The sequence below is a fragment of the Bacillus sp. DE0042 genome (assembly GCF_007680225.1).
GTDB classification, from domain to species: domain Bacteria; phylum Bacillota; class Bacilli; order Bacillales; family Bacillaceae_G; genus Bacillus_A; species Bacillus_A wiedmannii.
In genome coordinates, this window is record NZ_VEJP01000004.1 from 393,233 (window position 1) to 409,131 (window position 15,899).

Consider the following 15,899-nt stretch of genomic DNA (forward strand, 5'->3'; position numbering starts at 1 on the left):
TTTTTGTATGAATCTATCGATTCGAGATGATTTTCATTTGTTCGCTAAAGAACTACAGCGATTCTATTACACGATTATGTAGGCAGCTTTATGCAAATACAGCTACTCTTATGAGTTCAGAAGGACTTAATCAACATTTTAATCTATGTGCTGTTTTATTTCTACAGTGTGTATTACGTAGATATCTAACTGAAGCAATTTCTTGTCTAAAAAATATCCATTTTCATGTCTTTGTACATTACAAAAATGTACAAAGACATGAAAGTAGGAACTGATTTTATAGTGTATAATGCTGAATTATCTATAGACACATTTCATTTAGTACCCATTTTCATGTCTGCATATGGAGACAAGAAAATGGGTACTTCTTTAAAAAGAGACACCGAAGTGGGTACTTTGTAAAAATAGCAAAACAGGAAATTAAATTTGTTATAGTTGATAAATATTAAATTTGAATAAGAAACTACTAGCAGCATTAACATGTAGCACTTTATTAATGGAGATGACAGCGTGTAAATCTCATGATACAACTAGCACAACGAAAAAGTCTAAACATGAGAGTAAAACAAATGATAAACCCAAAAAATATGAAAGAAAATGTGCCAGTAAAATAAATACAACTATTGGTGCAGGATCCTTTAAATATAGTATTAATATAAATTTGAAATAAAGTCTTACTTTTTTAAAGTTAATTATGCCGTTTACAGGAAATATTATGGTCTTATTCCTTTATTAATAAAAAATGAGACTACATTAGGTAACTAAAAACAATTTGAATATTACAATGAAAATTATAAAAATTTTTCATTGTAACCTTTTAGCATATTCTTCGAATACCGATTTGGATATAAAGCGTTTAGCATTTCATATGGACTACCATTCCAATATCTTTTTAAAGGCGTGCATAATTTATGCTTTACCAACCATCTTTGGTTAAATATACGTAACAATTGCTCTTCTGTTAGTTTTTCCTTTTCTTCTATCGTCCATTTTAATGCTTCTAACGCTCGCTTCTTGTTCCAAAATCCAGTAGGTGTAAATTTAAATTCCCATTCTTTAAACATTCTAGGGTATAACTCATTTAGCATAAAATAAGGACTGTTGCCCCAAAATATTTGACAGGGAGAAGTCAATTTATGCTTAGTCAGCCATTTTATACTATAGACTTGTGTTAATTGAGAGTGAGTTAACTTTTCTTTTTCTTCAATTGTCCATTTCAGAACTTTTAACGCTTTTTCTTTTGTCCAAAACTTGTTAGGGGTCATAAGGAATTCCCATTCTTTAAATCGATTCGGATATAAGGTATTTAACATTGCAAAAGGGCTACCATTCCAGTACATAACTAAGGGGGCACTCAGTTTGTTATGTTTTAACCACTTTTTACCATATACTTTTAATAATTCTTCCTTTGTTAATTGCTCTTTTTCCTCAATTGTCCATTTTAATATTTCAATGGCTTTTTCTTTTGTCCAAAAATTTAAGGGAGCCATAGCCAATTCCCATTCTTTAAATTGATTAGGGTACAGATCCTCGATCATTTTATAAGGGCTATTGTTATAGCAATGTTTAAGTACACCACGAAGTTTGTACTTTACAATTAATGGCGTATTCCATTTCAATTTAATATCTTCTTTGTTCCACATTAAAATTGTTTCAATTAAATATTTGGTAACCCTTTTAGACAGTACTCTATTTTTATCTTCTTTCCATGTATTAGCCGGGAACCTGCTTCTTTTTCCCTCTAAAATTTCTTGATATATATCCTCTATTGCAATTACATTCATTTTCATTTTAAAATTCCACCTTACCTAAATCTATAAAATTCCAATTGTATTTGAACTCGATATTAAAACAAAATAGAAAAATAGTTATAATTTGAAAATGTTTCGGGACTATTTTGGTTAAGTCTCTTTTTCCTGAATACCACTATCTCACATTCAACCATTTAGAATTTGTAATGAAAAATAAAATATATTCATTATTTTTTACTGGAATTTGAAAAAATTTTATAACGTTGGTAAGCAATGTATAACGTGTATATAGCTAAGAGAGAGGGATACCTAAAGTATTCTCAACATAAATATGGACCTTGACATGTCAGAAAGTGTATTGTAGATTAGGTTAATGACTTAAACCATTAACCATATAACATTAAGGAGAATACTTCCAAAAGGGCTGAAGTTTCTGTATTTGTACAGGTAACAGAGTTAAATCAAGTGCTATTTTATTTGGAACATAGACACCTAGTAACCTGAACAGTTAAAGTAATTGAAACTTCAAACTACTTGCAGAGCACCTAAATTAAATACGTATCTTGACAAGTTAATGGGGTTATTGTAGATTAGGTTAATGACTTAAATCATTAACCATATAACAGTGAGGGAAGTGGTAACAAAAATATAAACTCTCTATATTTTTAGAGGTAATAGAGTTAAACTAAATGTCATTTTATTTAGAACAAAAACTCTTAGTGAACTAATCAGTACGAACAATCAAAACTTTAAACTACTTGCAGAGTACCTAATACACTGAGTATCTTGACAATTGGATGGGGTTATTGTAGATTTGGTTAGTGACTCAAATCATTAACCATATAACAATGGGGGAAGGAAGTGCTCATGAGAACTGAGAAACCCGTATTTGCACAGGTTGCAGAGATGATTGAAAATGATATTTTATCAGGTACATATAACCCGGATGACTTAATTATTTCAACCACTCAGATTTCTAAACTTCTCTCAGTAAACCCAACTACATCGGTAAAGGCTGTTAAGATTCTTGCAGATAAAGGTGTGCTCTATAAAAAGCGAGGAATTGGGATGGCAGTAACCAATGAAGCAAAGAAAATTATATTGGACGAGCGAAAAAAAGAATTGTTAGATACGATTCGACAATCGATGAAAATTGGTATATCACGAGAGGAAATAATTAAATTAGTAATGGAGGAAAATGATGATTAATTTATCCAATGTAACTAAAGATTATGGCAAAAATGAAGGGTTACGGAATTTTTCCGTAACCTTGGATTCACCCGGTATTTACTGTTTGCTAGGTAAAAATGGTGCAGGTAAAACTACTTTTCTCAAATTAATCGCAGGTCACCATAATACTAGTGCTGGTGAAGTCAGAGTTGGGGGAAACCTCGTAAATATGATGCGTATGCCGGAACAAGTATATTTTGTTCCTAGTGATGCAGAACATTTTAATATGCGTATAAGGGACTTATTCAAGACTGCAAAAGAATTGCACAATCAATTTGATCTTAATTTTGCAATTGAAATTGCTGAAAAATTCAAATTGGATTTAAACAAAAAGTATGAACAAACATCATTTGGAATGAAGGTTATGGTTAACACAATCCTTGGTATGGCAAGTAACAAGGCTATAATTATTCTAGATGAGCCAGTTTTAGGGTTTGATGCTATTACGCGCAATAGTTTTTACGATTTATTACAAGTATGCAATGAACAAAAACCCAAAATTATTATTGTTTCCACACACTTAATTGATGAAATTTCTAAAGTTGCAGAAAAGCTTCTTATCATTGATAAAGGAGAACTTAGATTATATGCAGATATCACTGATATTGATGAGATGGCTTATTCTGTAACAGGTCCAGTTGATATAGTCGAACAAGTAACGAAGGGTCTAAATATTATCGGTAAAAAGAACGTGGGGGGATTTGTATCACAATACATTTTTGACAAGCCAATTGAGGATACAGACACTGTAATGATATCACCTTTGGGTTTACAAGACTTCTTTATCAGTCTTGTTGAAGGAGAATAAAAAGAATTTGATTGTGAAAATATAAAATTAGGAGGACTTAAGATGAATGCACTTGCTGTAGCAAAGCTAAATTTTAAGAAAGTAAAATTATCGTACGTTATTTTTATCTCAGCGATTTTCTTACAAATAATTAGTTACGTAATCAATGATTTACTAGGAACAACAGATAAAGGACAATTTTATTTAAGTTTTGGATTTTACTCTTATATCATAATTTTAATGAGTGCGGTGCTTATTCCTGCTAGAAATTTCCGGAAAATTATGAATCTTAATGTAAAAAAGCTGGACTATATGAGAGGAATTCTTATAAATTATATTGGTTTCGCTCTTGTGATTTCAGTATTTACGGTGCTTTGCTATCTTTACTTAGATAAATTATTACCTGTTGGTAATAATGGATTTGTAGCCAACCCATTTGGTGTTTTTGGCTGGGGGAATAACGGAGTTAGTATTGCCTTCATTCGTCAATTTGTATTTTTGCTGATGGTTGCTTTGATTGTTCATACATTAACTACAATCCAAGGATCTTGGTATGGTTGGCTTACAGATATTATCATTGTAGCTATCATTTGTGTATTTACACCTATTGCTTCACTTCGAAAAGTATTAGGCTTGATATTTGACACACTAATCTTTACTCCAAACGCAGTTATTCAAATAATAAGTTGTCTTGTAGTATCTGCCATTGTCTATGTTTTATGTGTATTGGTCGTAAGTCGTAAGAAGATTTAAATATTAATAAGTTTTTTATTTACCAAAGGATTGAGGCTTTAAAGGTGAAATGAGCATCCGTTATATTTTGCTGAGTGTAAGTAAATAGGACAGGATAGCATCCTGAGAATCAGATAGAATATAAAAATAACCATCTTAACTATTATAGGCAACTTCATACGCGCTGAGATTACTAACTAAAGATTAGTGGAGGGATTATTATGTTTAAGTTGACCAAGCCTATTGTAGCAAGTGCAATAATAATCTCACTTGCAGCCTGTGGTACAACGCCAGAAAAGTCGGATAAGAATTCACAGAACCAAAATGTTACGCAAGGCACAAAAAGTTTTGATGAGAAAGATTTAAAAATGAAAAGTGCAGCCTATTTGGAGCAATTTCAGAAAAATGATTTCGATCAACTTTATAAAAATGTAACTCAGGAAATGACAAGTAAATTACCTAAGGAAGAGTTTGCTTCTAAATGGAGATCTTTAACATCTCAATTAGGGCCTGCTCTAAATACAGAATCGGAAGTATTTAATTCGAAAGATAAAAATGGGAAAGTGTCTATTACTACAGTACATCGTAAAAATAATTTGCAAACAACTTTTGTTTATACAAAGGATGGTAAGGTAGCAGACATTCAAACTCAGATGCAGCCACTTATAGTGAAACCAAAGGAAGGGGAAAAGTGGGAAGAATCTTCCATTAAAGTTGGTTACAATGAAAAAAATTGAATGGGTTGCTAACTCTCCCTAAAGGAATAGAAAAGCCACCGGTTGCAATTTTACTTCAGGGATCTGGTCCCAATAATATGGATTCTATCATTGGCACAGGCCTTAATCGTCCTTTTGCGGATATTGCACACGGTCTGGCAGAAAAGGGAATTGCTTCTATCCGTTATGACAAACGCTCTTATGCCTATCCGAATGATGTTTTTGATGTGGAAACAGAATATTTGAAAGATGCTAAAGAGGCAGTTCGACTTGTTAAAGAAGATGAAAGAGTAGCTAGTAACAGGATCTATCTAATTGGGCATAGCCAGGGTGGTTTAGTAGGACCAAAGATTGCACAGGATAATCCAGAAATTAAAGGCTTTGTCTCAATGGCTGGTCCCCTACGTCGATTAGAGGATATAGTGTTGACACAGACTAAATTGCGATTGAAACAAGAAAACCTATCGGACGAGCGTAAAAAAGAGGAACTGGATAATACGAAAGCGGGAGTAGAAAAAATCAAGAAACTCAACTCCGCTGATAAAACAGAAGTTATACTTGGTTATCCGGCTAGCTATTGGAATAGTTTGAATAAAATCGATGGAGTAAGTATTGTTAAAAATCTAAATATCCCGATGTTCATCATGCAAGGTACAACTGATTTTCATGTCTTAGAAAAAGTGGATTATAAACTGTGGCAAGAAACACTTGCTGGTAAAGACAATGTCAGTTTCAAGCTTTATCCAGGGCTGAGTCATTTGTTTATGCCAGGCGGTTCCGCAGATAAATTTGATGGTAGTATTTATAACAAACCAGCACATGTAGATTCTCAAGTGATAGAAGATATCTCAGGATGGATTAACGCTCAACATTAATTCACTCAAAATGAGAGCGAAATATTACTCTCTTGTAAAGAAAAGTATGGATTCGGCCAAGAGACAAATATTTTGGTCGAATTCCAAATATAAAAATTTATGCATTAAATCTTGAAATCACAAAAATGAAGATTGATTTATGTATTTATTTAGAAAGTGGTGTTATAAATTATGAAAAAACCTTTTAAAAGAGTTTTACCTGTCACTGTTCTTGTTGGTTCAGTACTAGCTTTTACTTCTGCGTGTACAAATGATGCTAGTTCTGATAAGCAAAAACATCCAATAAAATATGAGGAAAAGAGCTATTCAATAGAAGCAGGTAAGATTTCTCAAATATCTCTGTCTGATATGGATCGTAGTGTTGATGTAGTAAAATCAAACGATAATGAAATTCATATTACGTATTTTGAAAATGATAAAGAATCCTATGAAATAAATGTTTCAGATGAAAAGAATTTAATAATGAAAGCCAGTACTAATAAAGAATTGAAAGATTATGTTGGTCTCAATTCCGATAAAACACATAGAAATGTTAAGATATCAGTTCCGCGCGGTATGGAAAGCGGTATGGAAATAAAAACCTCTAAAGGAGATATTAATCTATCAGAAATAAATATATCTGGATCCGTTGACGCAATAACTTCCAATGGGAAAATAAAAGCTTCTAATGTAGCAATTGAAAAAAGCTTCAAAATGGAAACGAAAAATGACGATATCAATTTATCAAATGTGAACGTGAAAGGTTCCGTTGATGCAACAGTTTCAAATGGTAACCTAGATATAGAAAAAGTTGCAGTTGAAGATACATTGAAATTAGATTCAAAAAATGGTGGTATAAATGGAACCATAGTAGGATCGTATGATGTATTTAGTATTTCGAGCAAAGCTTCTAAAGGTAAAAACAATCTGCCAGAAAATAAAAGTGGTGGTGATAAAAAATTAGATGTCAATGCTAATAATGGGGACATAAACCTTAAATTTGTTCGTTAATCTTAAAATTTCTAAGTATCCTAGGAAAATATGTACAAAGAAAATAATGTAGTTTCATTTAAATATTAAAAATTTCAAAACTCAAAAACCTTCTACCCATTTTGATTGATTTTTTCAAAATGGGTGGATTTGTATCGCAGTATGTTTTTGGCAAGCCAATTGAGGATACAGGGTACAGAGCCGGTAATTATTTAACCATTGGTTTTACAAGATTTCTTCATTGGACTTGTTGGAGAGGAATAAAGAGACCTTGTTTGTGAAAATATAAAACTAGGAGGAATCTAGATGAATGCACTTGCTGTATGTATTTCTGTACATCATTACTTATAGTGCATATTCATTGAATACAAACTGTTAGATTCTTTCTTTATGCAAAGGAGATAACAATGAACGCAGAGTGGTACAAACTAGATAATGCTGGAAAGCTATATGCTTCAACTGTTACATCAAGAGTTTCTACGGTTTTTAGACTTTCAGTTAACCTTAAAAGCATGGTTAATCCTGAAGTTTTACAATGGGCTATTGAACAAACTTTAGAACAACTCCCTCTATTTAAAGTAATCGTAAAGAAGGGGATTTTCTGGAATTATTTTAAAAAAACGAATGAAATTCCTATTGCTTCAATAGAGCATTACTATCCTTGTTCTAATTTGTTTTTCACCAGTCATAATACATTTCCTTATCGTATTCTTTATTATAATAGAAGAATATCTTTTGAAGTTTCACATATGCTGACAGACGGTACAGGGGCTTTAGAATTTTTAAAAATTTTAGTGACTTATTATGTTACAAGGAAAGAATCTCTTGATTTGCAAATGGAAACGAAAAATAGAATTAACTTAGAGTTTGAAGATTCTTTTGCAACATATTACGAAGAAAATGTACCAAGCTGGCAAGAAGGGCTTGATTATGCATACAAACTTCCATTTAAGTTTGATAAAAAGGGAATATATCATATTACTACTGGAGAGATCGATATAAGGGAAATTAAACAATTAGCTAAATCTCAAGATATAAGCATTACTACTTATTTAACATCTAAATACATAGAGGTATTAATTGAAATCCAGTCTGCGCTAGCAGCTAATACTAAACCTATCACCATTAATGTACCTGTTAACTTGCGGAACTTTTTTGAAAGTCAAACGCTTCGCAATTTCTTTGTCAGTATACCCATAACAATTGATCCTCGTTTAGGAGAATACACATTTCATGAGATTGTACAGAAGGTTCAAATAGAATTTAAACGATATTTAAACAGCAAACAACTGAAACCACTTATTGCTCGAAATGTTCGTGGAGAAAGAAATGTCTTGCTACGACTTTTGCCACTTACTATTAAGGACCAATTGGCACCTATTATACACTCAAAATTTGGGGAAAGTTTGTATACAAGCTCTATCTCTAATTTAGGAGTAGTATCTCTGAATAAGGACATAGAGCCGTTTATTGAACGATTTGAATTCTATCCACCTCCCAGTGTAGGGAATAAAATAAAAGCCGGGGTTATTAGTTTTGGCTCTTACATGTATATCACTTTCGGAAATATATCTGATATTCAAATTGTAGAACGGGAATTCTTTAGAAAACTAAAAAAAGAGGGCATTAATGTGAAAATAGAATCTAACAGGAGGGGATACTAGTGGCATATTGTCCAAAGTGCGGTATTCAGGTAGAAAGGGATCAAATCCCTTGCCCGTTATGCTTTACCTATATCCCTAAAGTCTCAAGTGATGAACAGCTTCTTAAAGAAAATGGTTTTCCTCACTATTATAGTATGTATGAAAATGTAAGAGATAACGTATTAAAGCTAATCTTTCGTATCTTTAGCGTAGGGGCTCTTTTAGCTCTTTTCATTCCAACCTTAATTAATTTTATATTAGCTAAAACGTTAACATGGTCTCTATATAGTAGCAGTTCAGTCATTTCTATTTGGATTGTAATGTATATTTTCTCTAAGAAAATTAAAAGAAAAGCCCTCATATTAAATATTACAATTATATGTTTATTACTTGCATTAGATATGGTTGATAATCAAATAAATTGGTCTGTTACTATAGCAATTCCTATATTTTTGATGTGCGTTACTTTAATTTGGCTGAACAGAAAGTTTTATAAACAGAACAAAAATAGATGGCTTGCTTTTGTAGGAGTAATTACAATATCTGTATTTATTTTAACAGCTTGGATCAGTTTTATATTAGGACATTATAGTAACCGTCCCTATACCTTTTCAAGGTCTCTTAAGGATATGAAAATTTTTTTATCTTTTGGTACCGTATGTATAGTTCTTTCCTACTGTTTTCCAAACAAATGGAAAGAACTATTGAAAAGAACATTTCACTTTTAACGTTTAAAACAATTGTCTTATCCTGTGAACCAATGACATCTCTAATAATAAGTAAAGGCAGTAATCAAAGGTATCTTACAAGTGCTCATTTAATAATGTAGCACTTTTTTTATTTTATTCTTCATTATTTATAAACAATTAACCATTTTATGGTTACTCAAAATTAAGAAATTATAAGGACTAAGTAAAATACAATTGAAATTTGTTTGTTTAAATCCTAATACAAATTTAAATACATATATATTTATTTTAGAAAGAATCGTTATACGCAACTGTACCTTTTAATTAACAGATTTGCTATTAAAAATCATGGTAAAGATGTACGTAGATATATATAACTAAAGTAATTCCTTTATAAAAAAAGTATCCACTTTCTTGTCCTAAAACAATGATAGAATTAGAAGTACCCACTTTCTTGTCTAAAAAGTATCCATTTTCATGTCTTTGTACAAAAAGATGGGGGAAGGGGTTAACTCTCATCTCCAGAAGTATTCGTTAAATTCCTATTTAACGAATACAATAACGATTAGAATTAAAAGTCGATTGTCAGCAGACAATCGACTTTTGGGTTAATCAGCACTTAGTAATATTTATTAATTTAATAGAAGTAACACAAGGTTAAAAAGAATAAATAGGAAAAGCAACATTAGTTTCCTTATTTTGTTTATGTATTTCAACATTTGAAGTTACATAAACAAATACTTAAACATTTGTTAAAAATATATTTAACATAATCAATAATTATGAGAATTTAGACCTTCATATTTCAGCTCGTTTTTCTAACAAGAGAGTTTTTAAATCCTGATTAAATTAGAATTTAAACTATGTATTTTTTACATAATAAAATCAATTTTTATGCGAATTATATATAGCAGTCAAATCGATTTATTAAGGAGAAGGAAAAGAATAAAAGTTCAGCAATTATATATCGCTGAACTTTTATTCTTTATTTTTTCCAATTCTTCCTAAACTATCTTTAATAGTTGTTTCTCCAAGCTGAGTGTATAACAAAGCTGTATCTTGACTCGTGTGCCCAAGTTGCTGCATCACTTGTAACGAGTCTTTTTCTTCCATGTATAATTTATTTGCCAATGTGTGTCTTAATTTATGAGGAGACATTTTTTTACCATAGGCTTTAGTATATTTTTCTACTATATCCTGGATAGCTCTAACCGAAAGAGGTTGTGCAGTATGTTTATACTTTGATAAAAATACATTTTTTAATTCTTTCCCTGGAGCATATTTGTTATCTCTAATTCCCATATACTTTTCTAAATCGTTCAATGCGATTGGGGTAATCCATACAGAATCTTCTTTGTTTCCTTTTCGGATCACATCAATTAGCCTTTCTTTTATATTTATATCTTCCATACGAAGATCAGCCAATTCACTTACACGAATACCACTACCAAGAAAAAGGGAGAGGATTGCTACATCCCGATCTTTATCTCTCAAGAAATAGAACAACTGATGTTTTGTTAAAGATTTTTCATGCTCATACTTAACGTAATTTAAAAACTCTTGATCGTCATCATTATGAAATATTTTAGATCTCATACGTTTTGCGCGGGCATTTAATGTTTCTTTATCTTTATGTATTTCGATCTTAGCCATTACATTTCTATAAAAATAGCATTCTCCATCTTCATTTTCTGATAGGGAGGTAAGGTACTTAAATAAAGATTTTAAGGCCGAAATTTTTCTGTTAACAGAGGAATTTTGCATGTTTTGTTGCAGTTTTAGAAACCTCATGAAGTTCTCAACATCTTTTTTCTTTAAATTCTCTAAATCGGAGAAGGATATGTCTTTAATGGGCTTTAATTCAATAATTTGTTCGGATAATAGCCAATTAAAAAAGACTCTAAAATCATATACATAATTCAGTAGGGTGGAGGGAGAGGCATCATGCAATTCTTTATACTCCACAAATTCTTCTATGTAAAAAGGCATTTCATTTAGATTTTCGTATAATTTTTTACGATGTACGGATTTTTGACGTTGCTTGCTGTAGTCCATAAAAATCACCTCATATATAATATAACAGAAAATAGAAGCGAACACAAGTTCGCGTTAAATTCAATTTTTACACAAACTTATTTACATAATTAAATTATGAGATGCTAAAATATAATCATTAATGAAAGGAATAATGTATTTACTCAAATAAAAATTATAGATAATTAAGTGAGAAATTTGTATTTAACCATAAAAAATGGTGGAAAAACTACATATAAATGTATTTAAAATAAAACAATTTATATGTATAAATTCATGCAAAAAATCAATATATGAAAACAGTTTAAAATTCGTTATCTAACATGTATTAGTTAATTTAATCATGATTTTGAGGAATTAATTTGATTAACATAAGAACAAATCCTATATATTAAAAGGTAATTTACTATGAAATTTTTCAATGAATAGTTCAGTATTTAATAATTTCTATATAAAATATGAATTATATAGCCGCATACCAATATACCAAGACTTATGCAATTGAGCTTGAAATCCCTAAACACGGTATTAGATTTATATTTAAATATCTTATTGTTCGTAAAATTGGTATTTCGCGCGAACTTTATTTGTATTTTTAGAGTATATAATTGCCACTCTTCTATTGTCGAATTTCGTTGATTTCGTTGATTCCGATATTCTCTCTTTATATTAGAAATACCCTATGGAATGAGTTTTTTATATTGTAATCAATTATTTCTGATTTATCTTTGAATTGATTTAGCCGTTCTAAAAGTAAGTTAGTAACTAGGGGGTTAGGGGCTATTTTATTATTTTCAAGTGAACTTAAATAAGACTTTGTACAAATTCCTTCACATAATTGAGCTTGTGATATGTTATAAAATTTTCTATCCTTATAAATTTTTTCTGCAATTTTTTCCAATGTAATACCCCTTTATAAAACATATAATTTCAGTTATTTTTATCCATCTACTTTTCAATCCCTTTATTTTCAATGGTTTTAATGTAAACTTTTTCGAATTGCCATAATAAAAAAGATTTATATATCCTTTCTAAATTAGACTCAAATCAAGTAGATCTATATCTCGATGATGATAAATTGGGGGAATATCTCAATTTATCGCAAACACAAATAAAACTTATAAATCGTTTATTTTATTATCCATTTCTTTTATTTCTTTATTAATATCTTTTGGCATAGTGGTAAAGCATACTGATATATTTCTATTTCCAATAATTTTGTTAGCATGAGGCAAGAGTTTTTGTGTTTTCGCATAATTTTCTAGGCTGCGTTTCTCCCCTCTTTTATCATTATCCCTAAAACTGAGAAAATAAATTTTTTCATGTTCATTATCCTGACTTGTAGGGTATGAGTATGAGCAAACCCTTCTATCTAGGTTGTCTTGACTAGCTTTTGTTGGTATAGCAGCATTTAAGGCTTTAAAAAAGTGCCATGGATGAAAATTCCCATGTTTCGATTGATCAATTTCTAGAAAAATCTTAAGTTTATTGTACAAATTATTATCAAGTTCTATTGGTAATTCAAATGATTCAAATTGCTTCGTTTTTTTATGTTTTAGTGGTAATTCTATATACTCTCTGGTTCCTTTTTTAAATAATCCTAATACATATTCTTTGTCTGAAGATTCATTGTACTTTTTTTTCTTTAAATCTATGTAATCATATTTAAATATAGCGCATATTTGCAGATCATTTTTGTACTGAATTCCATTTATAACTTGGTAATCAAGCTGCTGTTTTAACATTGAATGTGACAATGAAAAAAGTCTTGTTAGGTTAATTGTTTTTGACATATAATAGTCCCCTTTAATTACTTACATTTCACATTTTGTTAGTATATTGCTATTTCACTTGGAAGTAAATTATATAGTGATGGAACACTTGATCTATATTCTTCAGCTGATACTCTTTTTACACTTTCTAATTGTCCTACACTCTTAACCCCTAACAAGTTTTTTATTTCATCAAAGTGCTCTCTTGATTTTAATCTTTGAAGTATAGGTAATATAGGGTCTGAGAATTGGAAATAAGCATATGTTACAGGATACCAACGTTTACTATATTCTTGCTTCTTTCCTAATAATCGTTGAATATCTTTTATGCAATACAACATACAGTCCGCTTCTATTAGATTCTCCCATGAATATCCGGAGGAAATAGATTGCTCCCTAATTAAATCAGCGTGTACACTTGTACGGTTTAATTGTAATCTTCTATTTCGGGTGTCTACTAGGCTATGTAAATAAAAATAGAAGAATCCATAACTTCCATCTTGCATTTCATTATAATTCAGATATTCTACAAAATATCTATGCTTACAAATTTCATTGAGTTTCTCATACATTTTTCTGCAAATTAATATTGTTGTAGTATATAGAAATAGCTCATGAATAAAATATCTATAATGTTCAAATTGAACGGGTCCTGTTGTTCCATATGGACCAGAATAAGCATACAGGGTTTCAAAAAATCGATCAGCGTTTTAGTATCAAATAATGTATGATTACTACATAATAACTCAATGAATTTAATATAGTTATTTCTCAAGGGAATCATTTCATGAATTAGGTTATAAATTTGCTCATCATATGGTTCGGATAATTCCATTATTCTATATTCTTCTAAATCCTCTAAAAAAGCTCTTTTATAGTCATAAGACAAGGATGCTATTCTTCCAGGTCGGTGAATAATAGCATCCTGCATAGAGGATAAAATTCCATCTACCCTAAATCTCGTTTTTTTTCCTCAAATAAATAGCTTGGAGCCGTTCCTAATTCTGGTTTTCGTAATAATGGTTTGTTATACAATAAGCGAAGTAATTTTTCAAAACCCTTTTCAAAATCTCGATCTAAATCCATATATATTAAAACGTTCATATGAACAGGAATATACTCCGTATCTAATTCTTCTCTTTCTAAAATAATAGGAATAAACTTTTCTTGTCGCACTTGGTTATATATGTGTGGTCCTATTATTTGTGTTTCTGTACCGACTCCACCGGTATAAGCAGCAGCTTTATCAGCGTATATTTTATTGCATAAGACTAATACTTTATCAATCGTAGGATCTGTTACCATACTTTCCATAAAAGCAAACAGACTATTACCAGGATTTAAATCCCAAAAATCTGCCACAACATCAATACCATTTTCCCTTAGACGCTGTGCAAATCTGATGACTTTCTCTTGGTATTCCTGAGATGTCCAAGCATATGATATGAATATTTTTGGTGGTCTTGAACCAGAGTTTAACTTATTTTCCATATGGGTAACCACTCCTTTAGTTAGTGCAATTTACGGGTAATTCTCATCTTGTTATTTAAAATTTTTTAGCTATCAAAAATTACTTAGTAATAGTGGAAATGGCTTGTTTGTAAATTAATTGTTGTTTATTATGAACCATTACAAGAACAGAGTATGTATCCATTGAAAGTATTTGTCCTCGTATCGGAACACCACTTTTCAAAAATATAGTAACCGTTCTTTTTGTATCTATTATTTCTGTATACATATCTTCCTGTATCATTCTCATATATCTCCCTCTTTAAATCGTACCATATTTCAGGTATTGATATTATTGGAATACAGTCATCATTGATTAAAAATTTATAAATTTTTACAAAATATTTAATATGTTGGTATTTAAAAGCCCTCCTAATTGTAGGAGGGCTTTTATCTCTCATATAAGTGAATATGATTTTTAAAATGAATGTCGTATGTAATACCTCTATAATGCAGACTGATTAGAGCATACTCTGATTTATTTACACTTGATTTTTATACTAGTGCATACAATTAAAATCAAAACATTTCATGAGCATTTTATTATTATTGGCTAAGTAGTTTAGAGTTTATTGTCCTATGTTCAAAAGGTTTAGACTTTCATGTCCCGTTATTGAGACAAGAAAATACCTACAAAATTTATGATAATGGCTATTTATCAACGATTGTTCATGAGATTTGAGTTTAGACTTTTATGTCTTCCTACAGCTGTTGCACCAGATGGCACAGTTACAAAAAAAGCTACTAAGGTAACTACTAAAGATGTTCAAAATAAGGATCCTTTATATATCGAACCTAAAGTTAATAAAAAATATATGATGTTTTTGAAAAAGAATCAATTATTTGGAAACTACTACGGATCAATTGAACCATTCGCCATTATCTTTGCTGAAAATAACAAAGCAGATTTTCAGACAAACATAGAAACTATTAATGAAAATAAGATGTCTTCTAAGGCACAAATTGTCGGAAAAACAATTGTATTAAAAAATGAAAGACATGAAACTATTACTGACAATATTAGCAGTAAGAACCTTGATGAATTAAAAGAACAAGTAAAACAAAAAAACAATTAATAATTATAACTTATAATTATTTCTCCTAATTCATAAGATGATTAAAATTAATTTATAACAGTTATTACAGATTAAAGAAAGATCAACTGGAACTACCAACTACCCCACTTTCTATG

General features: G+C 30.4%; 15 protein-coding genes and 1 pseudogene. 9 read left to right on the forward strand and 7 right to left on the reverse strand.

The annotated features are described in order from the left end of the window. Positions 1-791: 791 nt before the first annotated feature. Positions 792-1,790, reverse strand: coding sequence for a DUF4046 domain-containing protein (locus FS802_RS18350; RefSeq protein WP_144525335.1), 999 nt, complete (start codon positions 1,788-1,790; stop codon positions 792-794). A gap of 828 nt (positions 1,791-2,618) precedes the next feature. On the opposite strand from FS802_RS18350, the gene FS802_RS18355 reads away from it, so the two are divergent. From FS802_RS18355 to FS802_RS18385, 8 genes are all read left to right on the forward strand, one after another. Beyond that, positions 2,619-2,960 (forward strand): GntR family transcriptional regulator, encoded by a 342-nt coding sequence (locus FS802_RS18355; protein WP_002160770.1) that lies wholly within the window; start codon positions 2,619-2,621, stop codon positions 2,958-2,960. Then, positions 2,953-3,789 carry an ATP-binding cassette domain-containing protein gene (locus tag FS802_RS18360; RefSeq protein WP_144525337.1) on the forward strand — a complete coding sequence of 279 codons (837 nt, stop codon included), beginning with the start codon at positions 2,953-2,955 and terminating at the stop codon, positions 3,787-3,789. Before FS802_RS18355 ends, FS802_RS18360 begins: the two co-directional genes overlap by 8 nt. Positions 3,790-3,831: 42 nt before the next feature. Then, positions 3,832-4,521, forward strand: a complete 690-nt coding sequence (locus tag FS802_RS18365) for a hypothetical protein (protein ID WP_000992378.1) — start codon at positions 3,832-3,834, stop codon at positions 4,519-4,521. 200 nt (positions 4,522-4,721) lie between these two features. Continuing rightward, the gene (locus FS802_RS31680; RefSeq protein ID WP_260989081.1) at positions 4,722-5,237 is read left to right on the forward strand and encodes a DUF3887 domain-containing protein; all 516 of its coding nucleotides are present in this window, start codon (positions 4,722-4,724) and stop codon (positions 5,235-5,237) included. After that, positions 5,234-6,091 (forward strand): alpha/beta hydrolase family protein, encoded by an 858-nt coding sequence (locus FS802_RS31685; RefSeq protein ID WP_260989082.1) that lies wholly within the window; start codon positions 5,234-5,236, stop codon positions 6,089-6,091. The genes FS802_RS31680 and FS802_RS31685 overlap by 4 nt, the downstream gene beginning before the upstream one ends. Before the next feature lie 171 nt (positions 6,092-6,262). Further along, positions 6,263-7,081 carry a DUF4097 family beta strand repeat-containing protein gene (locus FS802_RS18375; protein WP_000742824.1) on the forward strand — a complete coding sequence of 273 codons (819 nt, stop codon included), beginning with the start codon at positions 6,263-6,265 and terminating at the stop codon, positions 7,079-7,081. Positions 7,082-7,467: 386 nt separating this feature from the next. After that, positions 7,468-8,724 carry a hypothetical protein gene (locus FS802_RS18380; protein WP_000990901.1) on the forward strand — a complete coding sequence of 419 codons (1,257 nt, stop codon included), beginning with the start codon at positions 7,468-7,470 and terminating at the stop codon, positions 8,722-8,724. Then, positions 8,724-9,431 carry a DUF6320 domain-containing protein gene (locus tag FS802_RS18385; protein ID WP_000312746.1) on the forward strand — a complete coding sequence of 236 codons (708 nt, stop codon included), beginning with the start codon at positions 8,724-8,726 and terminating at the stop codon, positions 9,429-9,431. The genes FS802_RS18380 and FS802_RS18385 overlap by 1 nt, the downstream gene beginning before the upstream one ends. Positions 9,432-10,370: 939 nt before the next feature. On the opposite strand, the gene xerS is transcribed toward FS802_RS18385, so the two are convergent. The 6 genes from xerS to hfq all read right to left on the reverse strand — a co-directional run bounded on the left by xerS (position 10,371) and on the right by hfq (position 14,957). Then, on the reverse strand, positions 10,371-11,447 hold the full coding sequence (gene xerS, locus FS802_RS18390; RefSeq protein WP_098654338.1) for a tyrosine recombinase XerS: 1,077 nt from the start codon (positions 11,445-11,447) through the stop codon (positions 10,371-10,373). 643 nt (positions 11,448-12,090) lie between these two features. Then, complete coding sequence (locus FS802_RS18395; RefSeq protein WP_260989083.1) at positions 12,091-12,327, reverse strand: helix-turn-helix domain-containing protein; 237 nt, start codon at positions 12,325-12,327, stop codon at positions 12,091-12,093. 217 nt (positions 12,328-12,544) lie between these two features. Continuing rightward, positions 12,545-13,219: a DUF6037 family protein gene (locus FS802_RS18400; protein WP_098654339.1), complete on the reverse strand. Its 675-nt coding sequence runs from the start codon at positions 13,217-13,219 to the stop codon at positions 12,545-12,547. A 38-nt stretch (positions 13,220-13,257) separates the two neighbouring features. Then, the gene (locus tag FS802_RS31690) at positions 13,258-13,704 is read right to left on the reverse strand and encodes a hypothetical protein (RefSeq protein ID WP_255291804.1); all 447 of its coding nucleotides are present in this window, start codon (positions 13,702-13,704) and stop codon (positions 13,258-13,260) included. Positions 13,705-14,146: 442 nt separating this feature from the next. Continuing rightward, the gene (locus FS802_RS31695) at positions 14,147-14,689 is read right to left on the reverse strand and encodes an SEFIR domain-containing protein (protein ID WP_260989084.1); all 543 of its coding nucleotides are present in this window, start codon (positions 14,687-14,689) and stop codon (positions 14,147-14,149) included. Positions 14,690-14,768: 79 nt separating this feature from the next. After that, positions 14,769-14,957 (reverse strand): RNA chaperone Hfq, encoded by a 189-nt coding sequence (gene hfq, locus FS802_RS18410; RefSeq protein ID WP_098654340.1) that lies wholly within the window; start codon positions 14,955-14,957, stop codon positions 14,769-14,771. A gap of 460 nt (positions 14,958-15,417) precedes the next feature. Between hfq and FS802_RS18415 the strand changes: the two are divergent. Further along, positions 15,418-15,783: pseudogene (locus FS802_RS18415) on the forward strand (cardiolipin synthase); the annotation flags it as partial. Positions 15,784-15,899: the final 116 nt, after the last annotated feature.